A 25,503-nucleotide genomic window follows, 5' to 3' on the forward strand; every position below is an offset into this window, starting at 1 on the left:
CTTAGGGCATAATGAAGGTTTTTGTTTTCAGTAGTCCATTTTTAGATAAGTACACGATTCGTGGCAGGTAATAAGGTGTGCTTCCGTCATTCCGTTTTGTTCCATATAGCATAGTTACAAGGGGTTTTAAGGTAAATATGATAGTTAATTATATCAATAAAAATAATTGCTCTAATAAGCTAATACGTTTTCATAAAGCCCTTGTACCTACCACTCATACGCTTTCTTTCGCTTGTAGCTACATAAAGCTATTCATTTGCCATATTACACACACTACATTCCTACAGCACCCGTAGCTACTCTTGTACCCAAACCAATAAGGTTTTGCTATTGCAAGTATTTTATTTGGGTACAACCGCTACTTCATAATTGTGCGAGCCTGCTGGTCACAACTGGCGGATAGTTTGTCACAGTATTTGTAGCATCCAAGTTGTCATAAAGCTTGTTTTTGCTCCTATCGTCACAAAAAAAAGCCTTATTCCAACCGCGCAAAAAGAGCTGTTTCTCCATTGCATTACACACATTTGATTAAGAATTTCAGTTATTAAAATTAGATGGTATCATACTCCGTAAATAAGTTGTCATCAGTTAGTAATCAAGACGCCATCAAATGTATTTCATTCCATTTCGGCACAGCCCTTTTTCTTTGCCCACAGAACAATTACTGCGCCAAACAGTGTTTGCAACATAGTATTGGTGGCTTATCAGCCTTCCTCCCAATACACCAGTTGTTCCACTCGCAGGCGGCTCGCGCCTTTAGATTACCTGCCATTAAAACGTTTTTAGTTATTTTTGTATAATTACTTTTTAGTTATGTATTTTCGTTTATTAATATTATTATTTGCTTATTCTACATATGCTCAGATTCCTAGCTATTATAGTAGTATAGATTTCTCACAGTCAAATAGCGATATAAAAAACCAATTAGCAAGTTTAATTACAGCAACACATGTAGAAGATTTTCCTTACACATCCAATAACACTGATACATGGGATATTCTGAAATTATCAGACGAAGTTTTATCATCACCAGTTGATGTTTATTTAGTTTATGGGTCAGATGATAGTAATAGCATCATTGTAGACGATTATACACGTGCTAAGTCTCTTTCGTGTCACCAGTCAGGATGCAGTGGTTTATGGAATAGAGAACATGTATTCGCTCGTTCTTTAGCAAATCCACCTCTAGTTACAGATGTTGAAGGTTCAGGTACTGACGTTCATAATTTAAAACCATGTGATGGTGATATGAATTCTATAAGAAGCAATAGAGTTTTTGAGGATAGTTTTGGTGTAGCCAGTATTACTCAAAATGGTAGTTGGTTCCCTGGTGATGAATGGAAAGGTGATGTTGCAAGAATTGTAATGTATATGTATTTGCGTTATAATAATCAGTGTTTACCTAATACTATTGCAAATAGTAATAATACGTATAACGTAGATATGCCCGATATTTTTTTACAGTGGAATGTAGAAGACCCAGTATCTCCGCTAGAAATTCAAAGAAATAATATCATTGCATCATTTCAAGGCAATCGTAATCCATTTATTGATAATCCTTATCTAGCGTCATTAATATGGGGTGGTCCAATTGCACAAGATACTTGGAATACTTTTTCAACAGTAGACAATTTCTTTAGTAATATAACAATTGTCCCAACTTTTGCTGATGATTCAATTTCAGTTAGCAATGCAGATAACTTAATTCTATATTATTATATATATAATATATCAGGTCGTTTAGTTCAATTAGATAGTTTAGAAAATAAAGTTATTGATATTTCAAATTTATCAGATGGCATATATATTTTAGCTATACATAAGAATCATAAAAGAAAAGTTTTTAAATTTTATAAAAAATAAAAAAACAAGTTATATGGCTCAGCTCCAGCCCATGCTATCGGGCAGTAAAGTTCAAGCCCTGCGGGTTTTTGAAAAAACTTTTTTCTTCTTCACGCTTTCAGTCAATATCAAGTTTCATATTTAAAAAAAACTTTTTCCAAAAAAACTTGACAGCCCTGCCACGCCATATGTGATATTGCTTTCTTTTTTTCATTTTTTCTTTGCCAAAAAAATATTGAAGGGATTGTGGTAGTATTTGAATATTTATATTTGAATAAATAAGTTTTGATTTAGTGATGAAGGTATTGAAATTTATAATTAATGGTCTAAAAAAATCAATTGAAGGTTTTTTTGATTTAGTGTTTCCTGAGGAAATTGATGAAAACGACAATGTTATAGAATCTAATGATGACATTAGCTTTAAATTGAAATTATTATTTTTTCTATTCTTAGTTTTAATTATGACAGCATTATTTCTTTATTATTTATAAAAATGAAAAGCCCCACAAACTGAATTGCAGGGCTTTCTAAAATTCAAAGGTCAATTTGAACAAAAACTTATGCCACTTCAACAACGCTTAATACATTAAAAGCACCATTGTTTAAACTGTACTGACTGCCATTAACTTCCTGATAAAACTCGATTAAAATCAACATAAAATCAAAACCAGTACCTGATGGAACAGCAGGTGGAACCAATGATTGCGTTGCAGTCGTGTTATCAATCGGTAAATTAACCTCAGGGCTGATTTCAATTGAATTTTCGCCCGTATCAAAATCCACTTTTGCATAAGCAGACGTTAAACTCACATGCGTAGCACCACTTGGATAAGCAATGTCATTCATCGGATTAAGATCTGTTAAAGTGATTTCACCAGTTGCAGTATCTATCGTATAAGGTGCAAATAAAACTGAACCGATAATTGCTCTATTGTTGAAATTAAAGCCTTTTAAAAGTTCTTTACCTTCTGGAGTAGCTAAACCAATTGAAACCTTTCTTTCTCCTCTGTCAGAAGTTGAATCAAGGTTTTTAATTTGTGTCATTGCTTGGGTTAAACGACTAGCAACTCTAGCATCTTTAGCTTTCATCAATAAATTTCTTATTGAAGTTCGTAACAGCTTACCAGCTGATGCAGAAGCACCAAACTCAGCGCCGTTTTCACGAGTTCTAACGAATGCAGGGTCATTCTGGATTCGGTCTTTAGATACGCCACCTTTTGTTCTTACAAGGTGTCCATCTTTGGTTTTGTAGAACGTCATACCATCTAACGTTCCTTCAATTTTGAGTATTCCTCCTAACTTTGCCATAACAATTGGGTTTTATAAGTTAATATGATACAAACATACAAAAAATAATAGCTTTTAATTATAGTAAATACACTTTCGATAGTTATTTCCTATATTTGTTATATATTCCGCTTTTGAATATTTCAAAGTCAAGGTTTAAGTATAGATAAAGTATAGATAGTGTATGAAAACGATAAGTAAAATCTATGAAAAAAAGAATTTGTATCTACCCTAAAGACGTGGCCATAATCACAGGCAAAACAGAAAGATACGGCAGGAGCTTATTAAAACGTATCAGAGAGCGTTTAAACAAGGAAAAGCATCAAGTGGTAAGCGTGTCTGAGTTCTGTGATTATATAGGCTTAGATGAAGAAGAAGTTAGGCGAGTTATGATGTAGAATATATAGGCTACTATTTGTACCCTTATTTGTACCCTTCCTAAAAAAAGAAACCCTAAAAGCTTGTTTATTAAGCGATTAGGGTTTTAAAAGGTGGTGCCTCCAGGAATCGAACCAGGGACACAAGGATTTTCAGTCCTTTGCTCTACCAACTGAGCTAAGGCACCAGTTTTAATTTCCCAATTATGGCTTTTACTTTAATTTTTAATTTTCAGTCCTTTGCTCTACTCCCGAGACTTCGGGAAGCTAAGGCACCAGTTTTGGGACTGCAAATATATATGCAATTATTGTATTGCCAAAACAATTATTCAAAAAAATCATTTATTACATTTGCCGTTTATGAATACAGTTATTGACATTGGAAACACTTTAGTCAAAGGTGCAATTTTTCAAAACGACACAATGTTGTGGTCTGAAAAAGCTAAGCCTGAAGTATTTCTTGAATTAATAAAAAGCAAAATATCCAAAGCTGTAGAGACACCAAACTTGTTATACGCTGCATCAGGTTATGTCGATCCAAAGTGGCTTGATTATTTTAACGCTAATTTTAAAATTTACCATTTCAACCACAAAACACCATTGCCTTTTGTCAACACTTACAAAACACCAGAAACACTAGGATTAGATAGAATAGCTTTAGTCGCTGCAGCAAGTAAACTGTATCCACAAACCAATGTTTTGATAATAGATACTGGAACTTGTATCACTTATGACTTTATATCTGATAAAAACACTTATTTGGGTGGAAACATATCTCCAGGATTAGATATGAGATTTAAAGCTCTTCATCACTTTACAGCCAACTTACCTCGGTTAAAACGCGACCACCCCGCGACAAGGCCACTTGGTCAAACAACAAAAGATGCTATACTAAATGGTGTAATTCAAGGTGTTGTTGATGAAATAGATCAAAATATTAAACGTTATAAGTCTGAGTATAAAGATTTAACAGTTATTTTAACAGGTGGAGACCAACAATATTTGTCTGCACAACTAAAAAATAGCATATTTGCCAACCCAACTTTTCAGCTTGTTGGATTAAATGCTATACTCGAATATCTTTTGAATGACTAAAAAAATAATTCTTTTATTTCTATTGATGACCACAAGTCTTTCTGCACAAGAAGGAAATTTTTCGCCATACTCTTTTTTTGGGGTGGGTAATAACACCTTTAAAGGTACTACGGAAAATAGATCGATGGGTGGCATCAGTATGTTTTCTGACAGTATTCACCTTAACTTACAAAACCCGGCCGCCTATTCTAAATTAAAACTCACCAATTTTAGTATTGGAGCGACGGCCAATAGTTTAGAACTTGAACAAGGCTCAACAACCGACGATATTAATTTTTCTAGTGTAGATTATATTGGGGTTGGAATTCCTTTAAATAAATTTGGTGTGGGGTTTGGTCTCAAACCTCTGTCATCTGTTGGTTATGAAATCCAAAGTTTAGAAGGAGATGTAGCGAAATCCTTAAACGGAAGAGGCGGTATAAATACAGTTTATCTGTCTGGTGGATTCAATATTATTGATAATTTAAGTGTTGGTCTTTCGTTAAATTATAACTTTGGAGATATAGAAAATAAAAACCTAATCGCTCAAAATGGTATTGAGCGTTCATCAAGAGAAATAAATTCATCTGATATAAATGGATTAACCTATAATTTAGGTATTCAGCATGATTTTAAATTTAAAAATAAATTTAGAGTGAGGAGCTCTGTTTCATTTTCACCTGAATCTACATTAAACATAAATAATGAAAGACAGTTGGCAACTATTATTTTCGGGAACGATGGTAGTGAAATTGTAATCGACAGCAATGATCCAATCGAATCTTCATCTGAAGTTGACTTTGGTTCAAAAATTAATGCTGGATTAGGTATAGGTCAAGATCGTAAATGGTTTGCAGGGATAGAATATGAATATCAAAGTGCGAGCAATTTTGACGCCATAAACTTTAATAATAATGTCGATATTAATTTTATTGAGTCAAGTCAAGTTAAGTTAGGCGGATATTTTATACCTAGATATAATGCTCCACGAGGTTACTTTAATCGAATAGTCTATAGAGCAGGTTTACGATATTCAGAGACTGGTCTAGAATTTAGAGGTGAGTCGATAGATGAGTTTGGCATATCTTTTGGAGTAGGTTTACCAGCAGGACGATATTTTACAAATATAAATTTTGGAGCTGAATATTGGATGCGCGGAACAACATCAAATAACCTGATTCAAGAAAATTATTTCAGCTTTTTTGTAAGTTTGTCTTTTAATGATTTATGGTTTCAAAAACCTAAGTATAATTAAACAATAAAAATTCTATGAAAACTAAATTATTTGTATTGTCAATTGCTCTTTTTATAGGGTTTAATAGCAGTTATGCTCAAGAATGTACCAAAAACTTAAGCTTATTTAACGATAGTGCTAAAGCCGGTATTTATCAAGATGCCCTACCTCGATATAAAAAATTGATAGAGGAGTGCCCTAAAGTCAATATTGTACTTTATCAAAGAGGCGAAAAAATGCTTGAAGATATGATTGACGAAGAAAAAGATGAAGCTAGAAAAAAAGAATTAGCACAGTTACAAGTTAATAATTTAAAACTTCGGCTTGAACATTTTCCCGATAAATCACCAGTAGGTAAAATCTATGTTGATATAGGTAAAGTCATGTATCAGAACAAGTTAGGGACTCTTGAAGACCAATTTAAATATTTTGACGATGCCTGGAATTTAGACCCAGACAATTTTAAATCGCCCAAAGGGCTATACGAATACTTCTTGATTTTTGATAAGTTAGAAGATGCTGGTAAAAAAGATATCAATGAGCTCTTTGTGAAATATGACGAAATTGTCAACCAAATTGAGCGGATGGAAAATGAACAAGCTTTGGTGGCAAAACCTCTCATGGCAAAAAAAGAAAATCAAGAAGAATTTACTTCTAGAGAAAAAAGAAAACTTAAAAACTCTGGAATTTACCTTAAAAATTATGCTGTAATTAAAGGTGCTATAAATGGAGTACTTGGTAGAAAAGCAGATTGTGACAATTTAATCCCAATGTACAATAAAGACTTTGAAGAAAAGAAAACCGACAAAGACTGGTTGAGAATAGCAGCCTCGAGAATGAATGCTAAAGACTGTACTTCTGATCCTCTATTCTTTAAACTTGTTGAAGCATTACACGATTTAGAGCCTTCGTCAAAAACAGCATTTTATTTAGGTCGATTGGCTAAAGCCAACGGAGATATCAATAAAGCTCTAGAGTATTATAAAAACGCAGCCGATTTAGAAGACGAACCTTTGGACAAAGCCAAAGCTTATTTCAGCATAGCTGAAGTTTACAAAAAGAGAGGTTCTTTTTCTTCAGCTAGAAAATATTACAACTTAGCTTTAGATAATAAACCTTCAATGGGTCTAGCATACTTGCGTATTGCGAGTATGATTGCTAGCAGTGCTAACAACTGTGGTGATAGCACATTTAACAAAAGAGCGGTGTACTGGAAGGCTGCAGATTATGCAAGACGTGCAGCTAGTGTTGATGCTAGCTTAAAAAGTAATGCTTTAGAAACCGCTGATAGTTATCAACAACGCGCCCCTTCAAAATCTGATATTTTCCAAGAAGGGATGCAGGGCAAAACTGTATCATTTTCTTGCTGGGTTGGAGGTAGTGTAAGAGTGCCTAATCTTTAAGATGTCTTTTAACAAATTAATTTTAAAAAGCATTGCAGTGGTAACATTGGCTGCAATGCTTTTTGCTTGTGAAGGCAATCTTAATGAGGTCAATAAATTTAACATTGAGGTAGATAACCCTCAAGGTATTGCCAAAAACATAAACCTCTTTTATACAGATAGTGGGCATGTAAAATCTAATTTAAGAAGCCCAAAAATGTTAGACTATTCACAAGAAAAATATCCATATAGAATATTTCCAATAGGTGTGGAGGTCGATTTTTTTAATAAAGACTCCACAAAGAACACTATTATTGCAGATTCTGCCATCATACACTCCAATTCTGATCTTATAGACATGAGGCATAATGTCAAAATAATTACTGCAGATAGCTTAATTTTAACGACATCTCAACTTTTCTGGGATACTGAAAAACAATGGGTTTTTACAGATAGAGATTATAAAATTCGTTTGGCTAATGGAACAGAAAACAACGGTACCGGCTTTGATGCAGATCAAGAATTCACAGTATTTAATTCAAGGTCTAATACTGGTGTTCAAGTCATAGAAGATAAATCCCTATAAGTAAAAATTACAAGCAAGTTTTTACAATATAAACAATGGCTTAATATTTTCTTACATTTGTAAACATCAATTTATTTATCTGGTGAAGTTTTTTAAATATTTTCAATACGCCTATCTCGTATTTGCTATTTTATTTTTAGTCGAAGCTTTTTTGGTTTGGCAAGAGTCTTATCAACGGGGATTACTTTTTATATTTTTAGCTATTGTTGCAATTTTTATGTTTTTCTTTAAAAGGCACTTTAAAAATAAATACAAAGACAAATCTTAATGCAAATCGAGTGGCTGATTATAATCATTTCCCTTTTGCTATCTGCTTTTTTTTCAGGTATGGAAATCGCCTATGTCTCCTCCAATAAACTTCACATTGAGATAGAAAAAAAACAGAATAGCTTTATCGCCAAAGCGCTTAAAAATTTAACCGAAAAGCCTTCCAAATTCATTGCAACCATGTTACTTGGAAATAATATCGCCCTGGTTGTATACGGATTGTTTATGGGTGATGTTTTAACAGAGTGGCTTGCTCAAATTCATACAGATTATTCAATTCTGTATTACTTTACACACGATGCCAAATTATTTACCCAAACATTGATATCTACTGCACTTATATTAATCACTGCAGAGTTTTTGCCTAAAGTTTTTTTTCAGATTTATGCCAATCAAATCATTAGGATTCTGGCTTTACCAGCCATTATTTTTTATTATATATTTTGGCTTTTTACAGACTTCATCATCGGGTTTACTGACCTTATTCTTAAAAAGATCTTTAAAGTTAAAGGTGATACTGTCCAGCTTAATTTTACTAAAGTTGAGCTTGGCCACTACATTAGTGAACACATGGAATCTACTGAAGTTGATGAAGAGATTGACTCAGAGATTCAAATCTTTCAAAACGCCCTTGAATTTTCAAATGTAAAAGCTCGGGAAGTGATGATTCCTAGAAATGAAATTATTGCAGTGGAAATTGATGAAAATCCCAAAAATTTAATTGAATTATTTACCAAAACAGGTCTTTCTAAAATCTTAGTGTATAAAGAAACCAATGACGATATAGTAGGTTATGTTCATTCTTTTGAAATGTTTAAACACCCGGAGCATATTTCAGAAATCTTGAGGTCTGTAATTTTTGTACCAGAAACTGTCCATGTCAAAGAGATTTTAAACAACTTAATCAAAAAACAAAAAAGTATCGCAGTTGTTATTGACGAATACGGCGGAACCAGCGGGATGATGACGGTTGAAGATATTGTAGAAGAACTCTTTGGCGAAATAGAAGACGAGCATGACCCTGTTGTACTAATTGAAGAAGAAATTGATAAAAATACTTACCAACTATCTGCTAGACATGAAGTAGACTACCTCAATGAGAAATATAAAATAGGCATTCCAAAAAGTGAATCTTATGAAACCTTAGGCGGTTATATCATGAGTCACACAGAAGAAATTCCTGAAGCCAGTACAAAGCTAGTATTTGACCATTTTAAGATAAAAATTCTTGAGGCTTCTAGCAAAAAGATAGAACTCATTCAACTTTCTGTAAATGAGATTGAAGATCGATGAAATAGTTCCAAACCTATCCAGAAATAATAAGCTTATACTTTCTTAATATAAAACAAAAACCTTATTTTCGCCAACTATATTTTTTAAAACATAAATCATGGCGATTTTAAATTCAATACGAAAAAAAACAGCGATATTAATCCTTATAATCGCAATGGCATTATTTGCATTTGTATTATCAGATTTAATTGATACAAATAGTTTTTCTTCAGAAAAAGCTGTTGAGTCAATAGGTATGGTTGGCGACAAAAAAATTGATCGCGTAGAATTTGCAAAGAGTGTTGAAAACTATATTCAGCAAACACAAGGTCGTTCTACAACTATGCAGGCCGTAAAACAAGTTTGGGATGCTAAAGTTCAAGAGTTAGTCCTTGAAGAAGAGTTTGAAGAACTTGGTATTGAAGTTGGGCGCGACCAGATTATTGCCAAACTTTCTGAAAGCTTAGCAGGAAACCCAAATTTCTCTAATGATGAAGGGTTTTTTGATGAAGCTGTGATGACAGAATATTTGGCAAACCTTAAAGAAACACAACCCCAACAATTTCAACAATGGCAGAATTATGAAAAAAGTGTTGCCAATCAGGTAAGAAGAGAAATCTATTTCAATCTCATAAAAGCTGGTGTTGGTGCTACTTTACTTGAGGCCAAAACAAATTATAAATTACAATCTGATAATGTAAGCTTTCAGTTTGTACGCATACCATTTGACAAAGCAGAAGATGTAGAAGTGTCAACTTCTGAAATTAAAACATACGTAAAAAATAATCCTAAAGAATTTAAACAAGATGCCCAGCGAGACATCCAATATGTATTATTTGAAAATAAACCTTCTCAAGAAGATATCGCCAAAGCAAAAGCTGATTTAGAAAGTTTGCTTGAAGAGTTTAAAAGTACAGAGGACGTTAGCGCTTTCATAAATATGAATTCTGATGTGCCTTATAACGCCAGGTTTAAGTTTGAAAATCAATTGCCATCAGAGAAAAAACAAGAACTACTCGCATCAGATGTTGGTGATGTGTATGGGCCTTATAAATCTTCTGAAGCTTGGAAAGCTACAAAACTTGTAGAAACCCAAAAAATGTCAGATTCTGCTAAAGTCAGCCATATTTTAATTTCTACTCAAGGTCAGAATAGCCAGCGGTCTCCGGAGGAAGCTAAAAAATTGGCAGATAGCTTATTAAATATTATTAAAGCCAATCCCTCAAAAATGAAAGAATTGGCTAAAAAATTCTCATCAGACACAGGAAGTGCTGAAAAAGGAGGTGATTTGGGTTGGAACACTTATGGTAGATTTGTACCCGGATTTAACGATGCAGTGTTTAATAATGAACCAGGATTTAAAGGCGTGGTTGAAACGCGATTTGGCTTTCATGTTATTCACTTAAATGAACTTTCTGATAAAAGCGAGATGTACAAATTTGCAGATTTAGTGATTAATATCAAACCGTCTCCAGAAACCTTAAATGAGGTATACCGTCAAGCAGGTAACTTTTATTTAGATGCCCAAGAAGGTGAATTTGCAAGTGTAGCAAAAGACAACGGTTATGAAGTTAAACCGGTCTTAGGTGTCAAAGCTTTAGATGAACAAATCCCTGGTTTAGGTGCTCAAAGACAAATTATAACTTGGGCTTTTGAAGAAGAACGCTCAGCTGGCGATATCGTTCAGTTTAGTATAGACAAAGGTGAAATAGTTGTACAACTTAATAAAGTTATTAAAGTAGGTTTACAAAATGCACAACAAGCATCGGCAAAGGTAACTCCAATTTTAGAAAAAGAGAAAAAGGCAAAAACAATTATGTCACAAATCAATACCAAAGACCTCAATGAGGTGGCAAGCCAATTTAGTGTAAGGATTCAAAATGCCAGTGCTGTTAATATGGAAAGCCCATTAATCCCTGCAGCTGGTAAAGAACCCAAAGTTGTAGGTGCAGCATTTGCCTTAGATAAAGATGAAATAAGTCAACCTGTAGAAGGTCAAAAAGGGATTTATGTCATTAAATTGACTCAAAAAACGGAAGCGCCCGCTTTAGCTTCTTACAAAGATGCAGCGCTGAAGGAAACTCAAAAGCGCATGCAAAAGCTTCAAAACCCAAATAATGATGTTACCGAAGCCTTAAAAGAAGCTAAAGAAATTGAGGACAATAGGTCAAAAGTATATTAATCTTTTAAGCTCATTAAAATTTAAGAAAGCGGACCTAAATGGGCCGCTTTTTTTATTTAATTAAAGTCGGATAATTTTTTGAAATTTATTTAAGTTAAAGTCTTAATAGTTTTTACGACGACACTATCAAGGCTCGGCTTTGATGCAATGATCACTTTTTTTGTAAAAAATCCTGCTGACTTTGCCGTAGTTTTACCAATGCAAATGGCCAGGGGTTTATAGTCGTGAATTTTGTAATAGCTTTTTACTCCAAGTGGACTAAAGCATAAAACAGCGTCAAATACATTAGGAAAAGTCTTAAAACTACAAACCGAATCATAAAGATGATATTCTTTTAAAGACACCTGATGTTTAGACAATACATTTGGTAAATCGTCTCGTCGTTGTGCAGAACAAAAAAAATCAAAATGGGCTTTGGTGTATTTTTCAGAAATTTGAAGCGCTAAGTCTTGGGCATAATCTGCTTTAAGCTGAACATTAAGCCCAAAACTTTCAATGTATTTTGCGGTTTTGTCACCTACACAAAATATCTTATCAATTTTTATGTCTTTTGCCATTGCTAGTTTCACAGCATTTTGACTTGTAAAAATTACATTTTTAAAAGTATGTGTTGGCAGTTCAGGGTTTAAAGTTTTTATCTTAACGGCATTGTAATCTACCAATCCTATATTAGCAGCAAATAAATGTTGTTTTTGTATTGGGCTTAAGATTTTGGTAGATAAAACAGTCGGCATAATAGCTAAAGAATTTGTCTTAATTTATCCATTAATTTATCACCACCCTGATTTAATATTTCTTGAGCACAACACTCTCCAAATCCCTTATAGTTATTAATTTTACATTTCTTTTTAATATAGAAACGTTGCTTGCCGTCAAGGCTTAAAAGTACTCCCTCAAAATGAATATCATTTTCATTTACTTGAGCTAAAGCGCCAATAGGTGCAGTACAACCACCTTCCAGAGTTCTTAAAAACGACCGTTCTATGCTTACACAGATTTCTGTGGTTTTGTCATTGAGTGGTTTAAGAGCATTCAGAACTTGAGTGTTTTTTTCATTTGAGACGACTAACATCGCACCCTGAGCAGGCGCGGGAATCATCCAGTTTATAATCTGACTGTTTTTTGGTGTAAGCTGAATGCGACCTAGTCCTGCAGCAGCAAAAATAGCAGCATTCCAGTCATTATTTTTTAACTTTTTTAAACGTGTATTGACATTGCCTCTAAGATTGCTGACCTCATGATTAGGGTATCGGTTTAGCCACTGGGCTTTTCGTCTGAGACTACCTGTGGCAATATGACCTTTTCCATCTAAAAAGTCCAAGCCTTTATGGACTAAAATATCATAAGGATTAGCACGATTTAATACGGCGGCTTGCACTATTGTTTTAGGTAATTGAGTTGGCACATCCTTCATTGAATGTACGGCTAAATCAATTTCTTTCTTGATCAAAGCAACATCTAAACTTTTGGTAAAAATACCTGTAATACCCATTTCATAAAGCGGTACATCCAAATTGAGGTCACCACTGGATTTAACAGGATGTAATACGCTATCTACACCATTATTTTTTAATTGAAGTTGTACAGTTTTGGCTTGCCACAAAGCAAGTTCGCTGTCACGTGTACCAATAACCAAAGGTTTCATAGCTGAAATTAAAATTTCAATCAAAAATAAAGTTTTAATGGGTTTTATAGCTATGTTTTGATGCAATTCCTTTTAAAATTATCTATTTTTACAAAACTTGAAATATACCAATGTCAAAATCATCAAAAATCTGGTTATCCTCACCACATATGGGTGGTAATGAATTAAATTTTATACAAGAGGCTTTTGATACCAATTGGATTGCACCATTAGGGCCAAACGTCAATGGGTTTGAAAGTGATATCCAGGCCTATTTGAAAACAAAAAAGTCTATAGCAGCATTGAGTAGTGGAACAGCTGCTATTCATTTAGCACTTGTTCAACTTGGTGTGAAAAATGGCGACGAAGTGATTTGTCAAAGTTTTACTTTTTGCGGTTCAGTCAATCCCATTATCTATCAAGGCGCAAAACCTATTTTGGTAGATAGTGAACCCCAAACCTGGAACATCTGTCCAATAGCTCTAGAGGAAGCTATAGAAGACCGGATAAAACGAGGTAAACGCCCTAAAGCTATCATTGCTGTTCATCTTTATGGTATGCCTTATCAAGTAGAGGCTATACATCATATTGCTGATAAATACAAAATACCTATAATTGAAGACGCCGCAGAGGCTTTAGGTTCTACTTACAATAATCAAGCTTGTGGAACTTTTGGCGAGTTCGGCGTATTATCCTTTAATGGCAATAAAATCATTACAACAAGTGGCGGTGGAGCCTTAGTTTGTGAAAATCAAACTGTAAAAGACAAAACTGTGTTTTACGCTACGCAAGCTAGGGAAAATGCACCACACTATGAACACACCCATATTGGGTTTAATTATCGCATGAGTAATATTGTCGCCGGTATAGGTCGTGGACAGATACAGGTTTTAGATAAACACATCGGTATGAGAAGAGCTATGCACTCCTTTTACAAAAGTATTTTTAAAGATGTAGATGCCATTAATGTTTTTGAAGACAAAAGAGATAATATATTTTCAAACCATTGGTTATCAGCAATTACCATAAAAAAAGATGCCAATTTTACCCCAGAAGACTTAAGGTTAGCGCTTCTTGAAGACCAAATAGAAAGTCGACCGCTATGGAAACCAATGCACATGCAACCTGTATTTAAAGATTTGCCATTTTACGGACAATCTACAGCAGAAGATTTATTTGAAAGAGGTTTGTGCTTGCCATCGGGCTCAAATTTAACTGATCATGAGAAAAATAGAATTTCTATAAAAATCAATGAATTTTTGAAATACTATGGACTTATTTAAAGCAATAAAACAAAGACGTTCAATTTACCCTCATCAGTTTAATGATAAAATCATTGCTGATGCAGATATCAAAAAACTTTTAGAATTGGCCAATTGGGCACCGACACATCGCAAAACTGAACCTTGGCGGTTTAAAATCATATCTGGTGATTTTAAGCAAAAAGCCGGTAAATTTTTCAAAATGGTGTATTGGAATAACACAGAAAAGCCTAAAACATTTAAAGCCAAAAAAATCCTCCAAAAATTTGAACAATCAAGTCATGTTATTGCCGTGTGTATGCAACGCGATCCAAAAGAAAGTGTTCCGGAATGGGAGGAAATTGCAGCAACAGCCATGGCAGTTCAGAATATGTGGATAGCATCAAGTGCTTTAAATATTGGTATGTATTGGAGTACGCCAAGCTTTAAAGAAAGCCTTCAGGACTTAATCCCTTTAGCCGAAGGAGAACGATGTCTGGGCTTTCTATATTGTGGATATTTTGAGGATGAGGTAAATTTATTAGAACGTCAATCTGATATTAGCACGAAAGTCATTTGGAAAAAATAATATTTCTTATTTAAGCCAAAAACCACGATTTAAAGCCTTTACTGATTTAAGCAATTTACTTTAAAAAATATTATTATGGCACTAGTAAAACCCTTATCACCTGAGCATGACCAAGAGACTAAGGAGCTGGCAGATTTTTTTAATGAGACTTTGGGCTTTTGTCCCAATTCGGTTCTTACGATGCAGCATAGACCGGCAATAAGTAAAGCTTTTATTAATTTAAATAAAGCTGTCATGGCCAATGAAGGTAAGGTCACATCAGCATTAAAGCGAATGATTGCATGGGTAAGTAGCAATGCAACGGGTTGTCGATATTGTCAAGCTCATGCCATTTGTGCAGCTGAACGTTATGGTGCCGAGCAAGAGCAGCTTGACAATATTTGGGAATATAGAACGCATCCGGCCTTTTCTGAAGCAGAACGCGCGGCATTAGATTTTTCTTTAGCGGCAAGCCAAGTCCCCAATGCCGTAAATGCTGAAATTAAAGAAAGGCTCTACAAATACTGGAAGGAAGGTGAAATTGTAGAAATGCTAGGCGTGATATCTTTATTTGGATATTTAAACCGATGGAATGATTCTATGGGGACGACAATGGAAGAAGGCGCCATTGAAAGCGGGAATAAATATTTAGCCAAACATGGTTTTGAATTGGGGAAGCATGATGGAAATTCCTATTAATTTTTCTTTAAAGTCTCAACATTCAAAAGTTTACCCTACGATATTATATCCACCATCCACATGTCTTATTTCACCTGTTATTTTCATATCTGGTCTTAACAAATGTGTAACTTCATAAGCTAAATCTTGTGGATTAGCATTGCCTAAGGGGCTTTTGTTCGCTGCATGGTCTACATCTGAAGTATTTAATGTTGCAGTCCCTGCTTTACTTCCCAAATATGGAGAAAAACGAACACAATTAACACGTGTACCGTTTTGACGACCCAATTCATCTGCTAACTCAATTGTAATTCGTTCTAAGGCAGCTTTAGCAATGCTGATGTTTCTGTAGGGATGAAAAGTCACTTTTTTGGCAGCGATATAACTCAGTGAGCAAATAGATGACCCAGCGTTTAATAAGCTGTGATCTTTTAACTTTGACGTTATGCTCACCAAGGAGAAAGCCGAGACTTCCATAGTATCACAAAATTCATCAAAAGTAACTTCAAGAAGAGGTTTTACAATTTTGTTACGGATAGTTTTATCCATAGCAATGGCATGCAGCAACCCATCAACTTTAAGGTTTTTAGCTTTTAATTTTGAACAAAACTCTTCAATACTTTCTGGTAAAGTAACATCAAGAATATGGGTCTCAACATCTTTTCCTAATTCCTTTTCAACACTTTCTTTAAAAAGGCTATAGCTTTTATGAAGGAAGCTTTTTGCACGATCAGAAAGGTTTTTGTGATGTTGACTTACACCTAAACCTGTGCAGATAACTTGACCATTGTGTTTTACAATTTCCTTAGCAACATACATCGCTAAAGAATGCTTGTCTGCTATGCCTGTGATGATATAAGTTTTTCCTTTAAACATATTTTAGTATTAATCATTAGATTGTAACTGCGAATAAGAGTTGAGTCTACCATTTATAAAGTGCAGTTCCCCAAGTCCAGCCCGCTCCAACAGCTGCAAAAATAAGGTAATCTCCTTTGTTAAATTTTCCTGCTTGATGACTTTCGTCTAGAACCAAAGGAATGGTGGCTCCAGAAGTATTGGCGTATTTATCCATATTGGTGGTGACCCGATCAAATGGTAAACCTATGGTTTTTGCAATACTTTTAAGGATACCTATACTAGGTTGATGTGGTATCATATAGCTAATTTGACCAACGCTTACCCGATTGCGCTGAAGAATACTTTCAATTGATTGAGGAACAACTTTTGTAGCTGTATCAAACACTTCACGACCATTCATTTGAAAATAATGTTGTTTGTTTTTAAGGCTATCTGAAGATGCAGGTTGCTCTGCGCCACCTCCAGGGATAGTAAAGTGCTCCTTACCGCGCCCATCTGAGTGCAAATCAAAATCTATAAAACCTTTATCTTCATCAGTTTGGCTTAGCACTAAAGCGCCTGCACCATCTCCAAAAAACACTGAGTCTCTGCGGTCCCAATCTGTAATGGTAGAAAAGGTATCTGCACCAATCACTAATACATTGTTGTAACGACCAGTTTTTATAAACTCATGGGCTACAGCAATGGTAAATAATGCTCCTGAGCACACTGCTGCTACATCAAAAGCAACAGCCTTATAAGCTTTAATTTTATCTTGTACAAAACATGCACAAGACGGCGCTTGTCTATCTGGTGTAGTTGTAGCAACCACTATCATATCAATATCTTTAACCTCAAGGTCAGCGTCTTGAATTGCATTTAAGCCTGCTTTTGCTGCTAAGTCTGAAGTCGTTTCATTTTCAACAATTCTTCTTTCTTTAATACCGAGATTGTTGTAGATCCACTCATCGTTAGAGCCCACTTTTTCAAAATATGAATTTGGAACAACTTTTTCAGGCGTATAAGATCCTGTACCACTGATGTAAATGTTCAAGCTCATTAGAATATATTTAATATTTTAACCCCCAAATCTATAAAAAAATTACATTGTGAAGTTATAATTGAGGTTATTTGTCTTTTTGGCACCTAAAATTATCAAAATGAAAATAATGTAAGCGTTTACATTAATTATTTGAGGTTTGTATTAATTTTTTTTACATATATTCACAACTCTATTTATAAACATAACGTAATTATTTCTTAAAACATGGTAATATGAATGATTTATCTATCATAGACTTAAGCGTCATAGTAATCTATTTGGTTGGGATTATAGTTTATGGTATCAGTAAATCTAAACGTAGCGGTTCAGAAGATTATTTCTTAGGTGGGCGAACTATGACCTGGCCTATTGTTGGGATTGCTTTGTTTTCTGCAAATATTTCAAGTTCTACCTTGGTTGGTCTAGCTTCTGACGCCTATCAAACCAACGTACATGTGTATAATTATGAGTGGATGGCTGTCATTATATTGATATTCTTTTCTATATTTTTCTTGCCATTTTACTTGCGTTCTAAGGTTTATACAATGCCTGAATTTTTAGAACGCCGTTACGATAGACGTTCTCGGTATTATTTTTCTATGATAACTGTAATTGGTAACATTCTTGTAGATACAGCAGCTGGACTTTATGTTGGAAAAATCGTTTTATCGCTCTTATTTCCGGAGATCAGTTCAACAGTTATACTTGTTATTTTAGCAGTAGCTGCTGCTGCATATACTATTCCGGGAGGTTTAAATTCTGTAATACAAACAGAAGTGATACAGGCTATTTTGCTCATCATCGGCTCATGTTTAATCACTTATTTTGCCTTTGACCAACTTGGCGGTGGTTGGGACGCTATGATGGCTGGCTTAGATGGATTACTACAATCTGGTGATGTAGATTTTGCAGAGCGTATAGAGAGCGGTAAACATATTCCATCCGATTCCAGTGAAGTCTTCAGTTTAGTTCGACCATCTAATGACGAATTTATGCCTTGGTGGGGTTTGCTTACCGGTGTGCCCTTGCTCGGCTTTTACTTTTGGGCTAATAACCAATTTATGGTACAACGTGTTTTGGGTGCAAAAGACCTGAACCACGGTCGTTGGGGTGCTTTATTTGCCGGTTTACTGAAACTACCTGTAATTTTAATCATGGTTGTACCTGGTGTTTTAGCTTTGTTGTTATTTCACGGCCTGGATATTTCTGAATTAAACTATGTCTTGACCGATGGCAGTATATGTAATGATTTAGCTAACTGTCCAAATTTAACTTACCCGGTATTGCTTTTTAAATTATTACCAACCGGAATTTTAGGTTTAGTTGTTGCTGGCTTGATGGCTGCGATGATGTCGTCGGTTTCGGCAACATTTAATTCGGCTTCTACTTTGGTAACCATGGATTTTATCAGAAATATTAAGCCTGATTTTACCAGCAAACAATTGGTTTATGCTGGACAAATTACAACGGTCATTTTAGTAATACTAGCTATTGCCTGGGTGCCATTTATTGAGCGGGTCAGCGATTCACTTTGGACGTATTTGCAGTTGGTCATCGCTTATACCAGTCCACCGGCTGTAGCAACTTTTATTTTAGGTTTATTCTGGAAACGTGCCAATGCCAATGGTTCAATTGTGAGTTTGGTCAGTGGTTTTTTCTTAGCTTTATTTGCTATTTTTTCCCAAGTATTTGATTGGGTACCATTTATCAATGATTTGCACTTCTTGGCCATTGCCACGTGGTTGTTTATCATATCAGTGATTATACATGCTGTAGTGAGCTTAGCAACTTCTGCACCACCTCAACAGCAAGTGGATGAATATACCTATAAGCGTTCTATATACAAAGCGGAAACCGAAGAGCTGAAAGGTGTTAAATGGTATCATAACTTTAGGATTTTAGCCATTATTTTACTTATTATTACAGCAATAATCGTTATTAGTTTGTGGTAAAATGCATATGAAATATTTTAAAAACACGATTTTACAGGTGTATTCTTGTTTGCTTTAGCTTGTCAGGATCGATCTTCAAAACCAGATGTCCTTAAAGTAAATGTGGATACCACCTTGTCAGATTTAGAATACGATGAAGATACGGACCAAGATAAAAAAATCACCATAGAAGATACTGCTGATAAAGTATTTGAGGTTAAAACGAAAGACGGGAATGAGGTGAGCATTGAAAGCACTTATCATCTCTCAAATTTACTTCAAGAATTAGCAAGAGCCAAAAATGAAAGTTTAACTGAAGCAGATATTAAAATGAGCCGTGTTGAAGAAGAACCAGCTGATAGAATTTCAAGATTGATCAAAACCAAATATTGGGATAACCTCACTCGACAAGTCGACAAACCTGGATTAGAACGGATTTTAACTGACACCAAAGCTTCAGACAGCACGATGAGACGACTTTATGTGCCGTCAACCGATAGTGTTGGAATCGCTTATTTTAAGTCGATTGAAAAGGATTTTAAGAATTTTAAAGTGGTGGTTTTACCTCAAAATATTACGCCAGAGTATGTCAAATCTATCAACGATAAACCTGGAATTTTAAGCTTAAAGCTTAAAAATGGGAAAGGTGTACCATTTGTCGTACCTGGCGGACGTTTTAACGAAATGTACGGTTGGGATTCTTACTTTGAAGGTGTTGGTCTCAACATTGACGGGCGACAAGATTTGTCTAAGGCTATGGTTGAAAACTTTGCTTATCAAATTGAGCATTACGGTAAAATTTTAAATGCCAATCGCAGCTATTATTTAACTCGGAGTCAACCGCCATTTATGACCTCTTTTATCAGAGAAACCTATGAAAGTACAGATGAAAACGATACTTTATGGTTAAAAGTCATGACACGAGCAGCAATGCAAGAATATTTTGAAGTTTGGATGGAAGACGGTAAGAAATTAACTTCCAACGGATTAAACCGATACTTTGCGGAAGGTATTGGCATACCACCAGAAACAGAATCCGGACATTTTGACGAGCAGTTAGCAATTTATGCTGAAAAATACAATATGCCTATCAGCAAATTTACGGAAGCATACCAAAGCGGGAATTTACCATCTCAAAATCAAGTAAAAAGCGATTTAAGTTTACCAAGTTTAGATGATTATTTTTTACACGATAGAAGCCTCAGAGAAAGTCGACATGACACCACTTGGCGGTTAGATGGTGTTTGTGCCAACTTAAATACAGTGAGTTTAAACAGCTTGCTTTACAAGTATGAAACCGACTTTGCTTATCTTATCCAAACTTATTTTGATGATTCCTTAACTTATGACAATCAAACCTTTGATGCTCAATATTGGCTAGACAAAGCGGAAGCAAGGAAACAATTAGTTAATCAATTGCTTTGGAACGAAGATGACAAAGTATTTTACGATTACAATTTTGTTACCCAATCCCATTTGATTTATGAATCAGCAACCAATTATTATCCCATGTGGGCTGAACTTGTTACTAGTGAACAAGCTGAACATCTTAAAAATAGACTTCTTGCTACCTTAAAAGCTAAAGGTGGAATTTTAGCCTCATCGAAATTTTCTGTAGAAAAATTTGCGACCAGCGACGTCGCTCGACAATGGGATTATCCCAATGGCTGGGCACCACACCAAATGTTGATATGGAAAGGTTTGATGAATTACGGCTATGACGATGAAGCACAAGAGCTGATTTATCGTTGGCTGTGGATGATTACTAAAAATGCAGTTGATTATAACGGCACCATCCCAGAAAAATACGATGTCGTCAGTAGAACCCATAAGGTTTATGCAGAGTATGGCAATGTAGGAACAAAATTCGATTACATCACCCCATCAGGATTCGGTTGGATGAATGCCTCATATCAGTATGGGTTGAGTTTGCTTAATGAGGATTTAAAAACTAAACTCAATCAATTGGTAGAGCCGGAGGTATTATTTACACCATAACGTTAAAATAAAAAAGATAAATAACTTGGGCTTGACTTATTAAAAACATTTACTTTTTTCAGGCCACTGATTTTTTGGTAAATCTTTGAGATTAAAATATTCTACGCTCACATTGCCGAGTCGTGATGAGGAGCCACATAAATAAAATGAATATTTTCCTTTATTAGCGAGCTTGTAGGTCATATCTTGTCGAGCAGCTTTTTGTTTGCCATTGACCTCGTAACAGATTAATACACCATAAACACCAGTATTTCTATTATACTTTGGATCTGATGGACTTACCCTTGAGTGAGGTTGTATCTCAAGATATTTATTGCCATATTCATTTTCAACAATTTTATACTGGCTAAATTCAACGATTTTTTGAGCTTGAATATTTAGAATTGGTGTTGATGCAATTAAAATAAATAGAATAAATTTAAAATACTTCATAGGTTAAGTTTTTTTATAGTCAATTTTTTACACATCTCACTGAAAGTCCCATAGTCTTATATTGAGGAGATCTTGTGGTGTTTTTTTGAGATGCGTCGAAAGTTACCCCAAAAGCATCTTCATCAGTGAGCTCAGTGCTTGTCCAATAAATGACCATTTTACCTTGATGAAAAAAATTGGGAACGCCTCGAATTCCAACCGGATAAGCAGAAAAGTTTGAAGAATTACTTCCGTAAAAGCCTCCTTTCCAACCTTCCTTTGTTTTTAACGGATAAGCATGATTATGTTTTGGATAATTTCCTAATAAAGTTTCCCAGTCTTGTTTTGAAGCTACCTTCCAACCTTCTGGTGCAAGACCTCGATCATCGTTTACAGCAAACCAATTGTATAACAACCCATGCTTATCTGATGTTGATGGGTCATTATTATAGTAGCACCAAGCTGGTTCTTTATTTTCAGCAGCTTTTTTCCATTCAGCTGCGGTTTTTGCTCGTGGTATAGGATCTCCGTTTCTAAATTGTTTGATATTTAAATTCATTGACCATTCTTGAGAACCTATGGTAACAGAATTTTGAGAATTACAAAATTCGTGAGCTCCAAAAATTATGATAAAAAAAGAGATTAAAATTGTTTTCATATATACGGTTTAATTTAGAGTACGGTATTTTTTACCACCATCCTTTGATATTATAAATGGTTTCCGGTTGATTATTAGCATAGGCTAAAGCAATTTCTTTAGAAATTAGCAAACGGTTTTTTTCAACTTCAGCGCTAAATTTTTGTTGGTTTTCAATGAAATTCCATTCTCTGTCTGTATTTTTCTTAACGCCTTTTTGAATAGTATTGGCAATTCCTTTTACTTTAGAATAGCACTTAGAATCGGGCTCGATTTGATTGAGATAAAATCCGGCTTTTTTAGCAGCTTCGTAATTTTGACCACTATTCCAGGCATTATTGGCCATATTGAGCAAAATATCACAGTCTCTATTGATTTTTTGTTTATACACATCGGCTGCCATATCTTGAGCCTTGTTAAAACATTCTTTGGAAACGAAAGGAACAGAAGTTAAAGAAAATAAAGCCTCATCAAATTTATTTTGTTTCGTAAGGCTTTCAGCTTCTTTAATAATAAAGTCGCAACCATCGTTGTAGTAGGCCAAAATTTGTTCTTTAGCTTTGTCCACTAAGTTTTTAATTTGGGAATTACTGGAGCTGATATTTTTAAAGGCTGATAAATAAGCTTTGTTTTCGTTACGACCAACACCTTTTACAGTAATGGCAGTGCTGCCAAACTTAGTTCCACTTACGCCATCACCTATATAGAAAGCCACTTCTAAGACTAAAGCAACCTTTGGTGGCGCCCCCGCAACGACATCTTTTGAAAGCACGGAGACATTTGGTGTAATAATAAATCTTGAATTATAATTTGTGGAGCCTGCAATACCATTGGCTGTAAGTATTTGAGCCATTTTGCTTTGCAGGTTATTCTTTGCTGAAAGTGGTATATTTTCAACTTGATTGGCGACGTAAGGTACAATTGCAATACGTCCTAAATCATCAATTTTTTCTAGATTGTTTTGAGCTTTAGAAACACTAAAACCTAAAACACAAATGACCAGTATTATGAGTATGTTTTTCATCGTTATATTATTTACTGCCTAGATATATAGTCGCCTCGCCTAAACCTCTAGTGGTGATTTTATTTTCTATATTAAATGGAGAATCTCTTAAAAAACGGCTTAACATGGAAGCAAATCGCCTAGTATCCATAGCGCGTTGACGGCCTCTTCTTTCAAAATATAAAGGGATTCTTACTTGCTCAAATACAATCATATTTTCCGTGGCATCTTTGGTATTAAAGCGACCATTGACTGAATTTTCTGCCACCCAATCTTCTATGAGAAACCCGAGTTCTTCTTGCTCGGGACCGTAGTAACTTTCTAAGTCGCCATCCCAGTCGTCCCACCGTTTTACTGTAATACTAACTTCTCGACCATTTTCAAACAAATCGTCAAAATGCGTCTGCAATCGGCTTGTAAATGGTCCCATATAAGAAACCACGGCTTCTTCTAATAATACAGGAAGTTCAACAGAAAATGATGGTGCACCTGTTCCTGCTGCCGTAGCAATTTGCTTGTTTGAATAAGCATCAATGCCTTGAAGGTTAAATGTAATTGATCGATTAGGGCCAGATTTGTTGACCGACCAAGTCATTTGAATAATAATGTCTGCTTTGGCTTGATTGAGTAGCTGATCGACAGGACTTTCGGCAACTTCGGCACCAGTAGATTTTGAACTGCGCATGGCATCTAGTGCACTAACCTGAGAAATACTTTTTATTTCAGACTCCATGTTTTTTAATGGGAAACCTCTATCGGCCATCATTCCATTAATCTTACTCACAACCAAAAGTAAGTCTGAACTTTCTTGAAAGGCTCTTTTATAATCCGGTATAACTTCTTTGATACCTTGATTGTCAAATTCTAGCGTATAACCATTAGTGATACACCAATTGTCACTAGGAACAACCATTAAAGTGGGTTTCTTGGCCTGAGAAAACATCAACCAAGGAAATATTAATGCTATTACATAAAGTTTATTCATAATTTGTGATTATTGAATTAAATTATCTCTTTTCATTTGCTCTCGAAGCCCCATAACATCAACTTCTATAATGATCTCATAGGCTAATTTTCCATCGTTTTTTTTATTGGTTTTGAGTTTTCGTCTCAACCAATTTTCGTCAGGTAGTCCTGCGTATTGTTCAAATAGGCCTTTAGGTGCATAAAATCGATTGAAATAATTAATATTATCTCTTCTTTTATTAGGGTTTAAGATAATAGGTCTAATCTCGCAAGATGAATTTCCACCTCGTATACCTTTAAACAGAATATCGTCTACGGCTCTTCGTCTGGCGTTGAGGATAGCTTCTTTTTCGTTCAAGCCAATACCCCAAGCTTTTACAGTTTGAATACCATTTCGATCTACCGAAACACATTCAGTTTCATAATCATAATATCCTGATACGGTTTCTATTTTAGATTTACAAGCAATACATAGGACTGCTAACACTACTATTTTTAGAAAAACTAATTTTTTCATATTGAAATATTTAAAATCCAGAGGATAAACTTTTGATGATACCTGCTGCTTCGAGTTCTTTTCTTAAACCAGCAACATCTACGGAGACAATTAAGCCAATTTTATATTCTCTTCTACCTACTTTAAGTCGGTCGCCAGGCGCAATAGCACCGTCTGTTGTCAGCGTTACAAATTTTTTATAATCTCCATTTTCAGAGAAAAAATTATTGAAAAAATCTCGGTTTTTTTCTTGCAGGTTAGGGTGTCTAGCCAAAGGCGGCTGTCTCACACAACCGACTTCATTTTGTGGAATGCCTCTAAAAATGACAGCATGCACCGCATTTTTTTTTGACTGTTCGACAGCGACATTTTTCTTTTTGGAATACGAAAATATTTTGACAATGTATGAGCCTTCAGAAGCTACATTGAGGCATTGTATCTCGTATCTCCAATTTTTAGTATCCTCATCAGCTTTTTTCTTAGCTCTTCTTTGAGCATCGACGTTTGCTGATAAAATTAAAAATACGGTTAACAATGAAGTTTTTAAAACTGAGTGTTTCATAATATG

Annotated in this window: 24 protein-coding genes and 1 tRNA gene; 13 read left to right on the forward strand and 12 right to left on the reverse strand. The window is 34.9% G+C overall.

The genetic code is table 11. From position 1 onward, the window contains the following. The first annotated feature begins 813 nt into the window (after positions 1-813). A complete protein-coding gene (locus tag FCN74_RS03030) occupies positions 814-1,863 on the forward strand; it encodes an endonuclease (protein ID WP_138931111.1) in 1,050 nt (349 codons plus the stop codon). Between the two features lie 537 nt (positions 1,864-2,400). Here FCN74_RS03030 and FCN74_RS03035 read toward each other — a convergent pair. Then, positions 2,401-3,150 (reverse strand): hypothetical protein, encoded by a 750-nt coding sequence (locus FCN74_RS03035; RefSeq protein WP_138931112.1) that lies wholly within the window; start codon positions 3,148-3,150, stop codon positions 2,401-2,403. Between the two features lie 185 nt (positions 3,151-3,335). On the opposite strand from FCN74_RS03035, the gene FCN74_RS03040 reads away from it, so the two are divergent. Further along, entirely contained in the window at positions 3,336-3,527 is a 192-nt protein-coding gene (locus tag FCN74_RS03040) for a hypothetical protein (RefSeq protein ID WP_138931113.1), read from the forward strand. 94 nt (positions 3,528-3,621) lie between these two features. On the opposite strand, the gene FCN74_RS03045 is transcribed toward FCN74_RS03040, so the two are convergent. Beyond that, positions 3,622-3,694, reverse strand: a tRNA-Phe gene (locus tag FCN74_RS03045). A gap of 172 nt (positions 3,695-3,866) precedes the next feature. Here FCN74_RS03045 and FCN74_RS03050 point away from each other — a divergent pair. From FCN74_RS03050 to FCN74_RS03080, 6 genes are all read left to right on the forward strand, one after another. Beyond that, entirely contained in the window at positions 3,867-4,601 is a 735-nt protein-coding gene (locus FCN74_RS03050) for a type III pantothenate kinase (protein WP_138931114.1), read from the forward strand. Then, positions 4,594-5,835 carry a lipid outer membrane transport protein FadL-like protein gene (locus FCN74_RS03055; protein WP_138931115.1) on the forward strand — a complete coding sequence of 414 codons (1,242 nt, stop codon included), beginning with the start codon at positions 4,594-4,596 and terminating at the stop codon, positions 5,833-5,835. Before FCN74_RS03050 ends, FCN74_RS03055 begins: the two co-directional genes overlap by 8 nt. Before the next feature lie 14 nt (positions 5,836-5,849). Further along, positions 5,850-7,217 carry a hypothetical protein gene (locus FCN74_RS03060; protein WP_138931116.1) on the forward strand — a complete coding sequence of 456 codons (1,368 nt, stop codon included), beginning with the start codon at positions 5,850-5,852 and terminating at the stop codon, positions 7,215-7,217. Position 7,218: 1 nt separating this feature from the next. Further along, positions 7,219-7,782, forward strand: a complete 564-nt coding sequence (lptC, locus tag FCN74_RS03065) for an LPS export ABC transporter periplasmic protein LptC (protein ID WP_138931117.1) — start codon at positions 7,219-7,221, stop codon at positions 7,780-7,782. A gap of 267 nt (positions 7,783-8,049) precedes the next feature. Beyond that, complete coding sequence (locus FCN74_RS03075) at positions 8,050-9,342, forward strand: hemolysin family protein (protein ID WP_138931118.1); 1,293 nt, start codon at positions 8,050-8,052, stop codon at positions 9,340-9,342. 97 nt (positions 9,343-9,439) lie between these two features. Continuing rightward, complete coding sequence (locus FCN74_RS03080; protein WP_138931119.1) at positions 9,440-11,503, forward strand: peptidylprolyl isomerase; 2,064 nt, start codon at positions 9,440-9,442, stop codon at positions 11,501-11,503. Positions 11,504-11,592: 89 nt separating this feature from the next. Here FCN74_RS03080 and FCN74_RS03085 read toward each other — a convergent pair whose 3' ends face one another. Together FCN74_RS03085 and hemC are read right to left on the reverse strand one after the other, a co-directional pair. After that, positions 11,593-12,237: a uroporphyrinogen-III synthase gene (locus FCN74_RS03085; RefSeq protein WP_138931120.1), complete on the reverse strand. Its 645-nt coding sequence runs from the start codon at positions 12,235-12,237 to the stop codon at positions 11,593-11,595. A gap of 5 nt (positions 12,238-12,242) precedes the next feature. Next, positions 12,243-13,148, reverse strand: a complete 906-nt coding sequence (hemC, locus tag FCN74_RS03090) for a hydroxymethylbilane synthase (RefSeq protein WP_138931402.1) — start codon at positions 13,146-13,148, stop codon at positions 12,243-12,245. A 110-nt stretch (positions 13,149-13,258) separates the two neighbouring features. Here hemC and FCN74_RS03095 point away from each other — a divergent pair, with 110 nt between their 5' ends. The 3 genes from FCN74_RS03095 to FCN74_RS03105 all read left to right on the forward strand — a co-directional run bounded on the left by FCN74_RS03095 (position 13,259) and on the right by FCN74_RS03105 (position 15,635). Further along, entirely contained in the window at positions 13,259-14,410 is a 1,152-nt protein-coding gene (locus FCN74_RS03095; protein WP_138931121.1) for a DegT/DnrJ/EryC1/StrS family aminotransferase, read from the forward strand. Then, positions 14,397-14,957, forward strand: coding sequence for a nitroreductase family protein (locus FCN74_RS03100; protein WP_138931122.1), 561 nt, complete (start codon positions 14,397-14,399; stop codon positions 14,955-14,957). Before FCN74_RS03095 ends, FCN74_RS03100 begins: the two co-directional genes overlap by 14 nt. A gap of 75 nt (positions 14,958-15,032) precedes the next feature. Further along, on the forward strand, positions 15,033-15,635 hold the full coding sequence (locus FCN74_RS03105) for a carboxymuconolactone decarboxylase family protein (RefSeq protein WP_138931123.1): 603 nt from the start codon (positions 15,033-15,035) through the stop codon (positions 15,633-15,635). 30 nt (positions 15,636-15,665) lie between these two features. Here the strand turns inward: FCN74_RS03105 and FCN74_RS03110 are convergent, their stop codons facing one another. Both FCN74_RS03110 and FCN74_RS03115 read right to left on the reverse strand, forming a co-directional pair. Next, positions 15,666-16,490: an SDR family oxidoreductase gene (locus FCN74_RS03110; RefSeq protein ID WP_138931124.1), complete on the reverse strand. Its 825-nt coding sequence runs from the start codon at positions 16,488-16,490 to the stop codon at positions 15,666-15,668. A 46-nt stretch (positions 16,491-16,536) separates the two neighbouring features. Further along, positions 16,537-17,511, reverse strand: coding sequence for a beta-ketoacyl-ACP synthase III (locus tag FCN74_RS03115; RefSeq protein WP_138931125.1), 975 nt, complete (start codon positions 17,509-17,511; stop codon positions 16,537-16,539). A gap of 215 nt (positions 17,512-17,726) precedes the next feature. Here FCN74_RS03115 and FCN74_RS03120 point away from each other — a divergent pair, with 215 nt between their 5' ends. Continuing rightward, complete coding sequence (locus FCN74_RS03120; protein ID WP_138931126.1) at positions 17,727-19,445, forward strand: sodium:solute symporter; 1,719 nt, start codon at positions 17,727-17,729, stop codon at positions 19,443-19,445. 45 nt (positions 19,446-19,490) lie between these two features. Then, positions 19,491-21,422 carry a trehalase family glycosidase gene (locus tag FCN74_RS03125; protein WP_138931127.1) on the forward strand — a complete coding sequence of 644 codons (1,932 nt, stop codon included), beginning with the start codon at positions 19,491-19,493 and terminating at the stop codon, positions 21,420-21,422. 39 nt (positions 21,423-21,461) lie between these two features. Here the strand turns inward: FCN74_RS03125 and FCN74_RS03130 are convergent, their stop codons facing one another. Genes FCN74_RS03130 through FCN74_RS03155 form a run of 6 tightly spaced genes read right to left on the reverse strand, consistent with a single transcriptional unit; the run spans position 21,462 to position 25,497 of the window. Then, a complete protein-coding gene (locus tag FCN74_RS03130) occupies positions 21,462-21,854 on the reverse strand; it encodes a hypothetical protein (protein ID WP_138931128.1) in 393 nt (130 codons plus the stop codon). 19 nt (positions 21,855-21,873) lie between these two features. Beyond that, positions 21,874-22,491, reverse strand: coding sequence for a fibrobacter succinogenes major paralogous domain-containing protein (locus tag FCN74_RS03135; RefSeq protein WP_138931129.1), 618 nt, complete (start codon positions 22,489-22,491; stop codon positions 21,874-21,876). Between the two features lie 31 nt (positions 22,492-22,522). Continuing rightward, positions 22,523-23,494: a hypothetical protein gene (locus FCN74_RS03140; RefSeq protein ID WP_138931130.1), complete on the reverse strand. Its 972-nt coding sequence runs from the start codon at positions 23,492-23,494 to the stop codon at positions 22,523-22,525. A 7-nt stretch (positions 23,495-23,501) separates the two neighbouring features. After that, the gene (locus FCN74_RS03145) at positions 23,502-24,458 is read right to left on the reverse strand and encodes a DUF6175 family protein (RefSeq protein ID WP_138931131.1); all 957 of its coding nucleotides are present in this window, start codon (positions 24,456-24,458) and stop codon (positions 23,502-23,504) included. Between the two features lie 9 nt (positions 24,459-24,467). Then, positions 24,468-24,956 (reverse strand): hypothetical protein, encoded by a 489-nt coding sequence (locus FCN74_RS03150; RefSeq protein WP_138931132.1) that lies wholly within the window; start codon positions 24,954-24,956, stop codon positions 24,468-24,470. Positions 24,957-24,966: 10 nt separating this feature from the next. Further along, positions 24,967-25,497: a hypothetical protein gene (locus FCN74_RS03155; RefSeq protein ID WP_138931133.1), complete on the reverse strand. Its 531-nt coding sequence runs from the start codon at positions 25,495-25,497 to the stop codon at positions 24,967-24,969. Positions 25,498-25,503: the final 6 nt, after the last annotated feature.

Source organism: Mesohalobacter halotolerans, from assembly GCF_006120725.1.
Lineage (GTDB): Bacteria > Bacteroidota > Bacteroidia > Flavobacteriales > Flavobacteriaceae > Psychroflexus > Psychroflexus halotolerans.

Bases quoted from the DNA above. Each gene is read 5' to 3' on its own strand.
- hemC (WP_138931402.1), bottom strand. From the start codon at position 13,148: ATGAAACCTTTGGTTATTGGTACACGTGACAGCGAACTTGCTTTGTGG.
- FCN74_RS03130 (WP_138931128.1), bottom strand. From the start codon at position 21,854: ATGAAGTATTTTAAATTTATTCTATTTATTTTAATTGCATCAACACCA.
- FCN74_RS03055 (WP_138931115.1), top strand. From the start codon at position 4,594: ATGACTAAAAAAATAATTCTTTTATTTCTATTGATGACCACAAGTCTT.
- FCN74_RS03120 (WP_138931126.1), top strand. From the start codon at position 17,727: ATGAATGATTTATCTATCATAGACTTAAGCGTCATAGTAATCTATTTG.
- FCN74_RS03155 (WP_138931133.1), bottom strand. From the start codon at position 25,497: ATGAAACACTCAGTTTTAAAAACTTCATTGTTAACCGTATTTTTAATT.
- FCN74_RS03140 (WP_138931130.1), bottom strand. From the start codon at position 23,494: ATGAAAAACATACTCATAATACTGGTCATTTGTGTTTTAGGTTTTAGT.
- FCN74_RS03060 (WP_138931116.1), top strand. From the start codon at position 5,850: ATGAAAACTAAATTATTTGTATTGTCAATTGCTCTTTTTATAGGGTTT.
- FCN74_RS03105 (WP_138931123.1), top strand. From the start codon at position 15,033: ATGGCACTAGTAAAACCCTTATCACCTGAGCATGACCAAGAGACTAAG.
- FCN74_RS03035 (WP_138931112.1), bottom strand. From the start codon at position 3,150: ATGGCAAAGTTAGGAGGAATACTCAAAATTGAAGGAACGTTAGATGGT.
- FCN74_RS03135 (WP_138931129.1), bottom strand. From the start codon at position 22,491: ATGAAAACAATTTTAATCTCTTTTTTTATCATAATTTTTGGAGCTCAC.
- FCN74_RS03040 (WP_138931113.1), top strand. From the start codon at position 3,336: ATGAAAAAAAGAATTTGTATCTACCCTAAAGACGTGGCCATAATCACA.
- FCN74_RS03145 (WP_138931131.1), bottom strand. From the start codon at position 24,458: ATGAATAAACTTTATGTAATAGCATTAATATTTCCTTGGTTGATGTTT.
- FCN74_RS03030 (WP_138931111.1), top strand. From the start codon at position 814: ATGTATTTTCGTTTATTAATATTATTATTTGCTTATTCTACATATGCT.
- FCN74_RS03115 (WP_138931125.1), bottom strand. From the start codon at position 17,511: ATGAGCTTGAACATTTACATCAGTGGTACAGGATCTTATACGCCTGAA.
- FCN74_RS03075 (WP_138931118.1), top strand. From the start codon at position 8,050: ATGCAAATCGAGTGGCTGATTATAATCATTTCCCTTTTGCTATCTGCT.
- FCN74_RS03085 (WP_138931120.1), bottom strand. From the start codon at position 12,237: ATGCCGACTGTTTTATCTACCAAAATCTTAAGCCCAATACAAAAACAA.
- FCN74_RS03080 (WP_138931119.1), top strand. From the start codon at position 9,440: ATGGCGATTTTAAATTCAATACGAAAAAAAACAGCGATATTAATCCTT.
- lptC (WP_138931117.1), top strand. From the start codon at position 7,219: ATGTCTTTTAACAAATTAATTTTAAAAAGCATTGCAGTGGTAACATTG.
- FCN74_RS03095 (WP_138931121.1), top strand. From the start codon at position 13,259: ATGTCAAAATCATCAAAAATCTGGTTATCCTCACCACATATGGGTGGT.
- FCN74_RS03150 (WP_138931132.1), bottom strand. From the start codon at position 24,956: ATGAAAAAATTAGTTTTTCTAAAAATAGTAGTGTTAGCAGTCCTATGT.
- FCN74_RS03050 (WP_138931114.1), top strand. From the start codon at position 3,867: ATGAATACAGTTATTGACATTGGAAACACTTTAGTCAAAGGTGCAATT.
- FCN74_RS03100 (WP_138931122.1), top strand. From the start codon at position 14,397: ATGGACTTATTTAAAGCAATAAAACAAAGACGTTCAATTTACCCTCAT.
- FCN74_RS03110 (WP_138931124.1), bottom strand. From the start codon at position 16,490: ATGTTTAAAGGAAAAACTTATATCATCACAGGCATAGCAGACAAGCAT.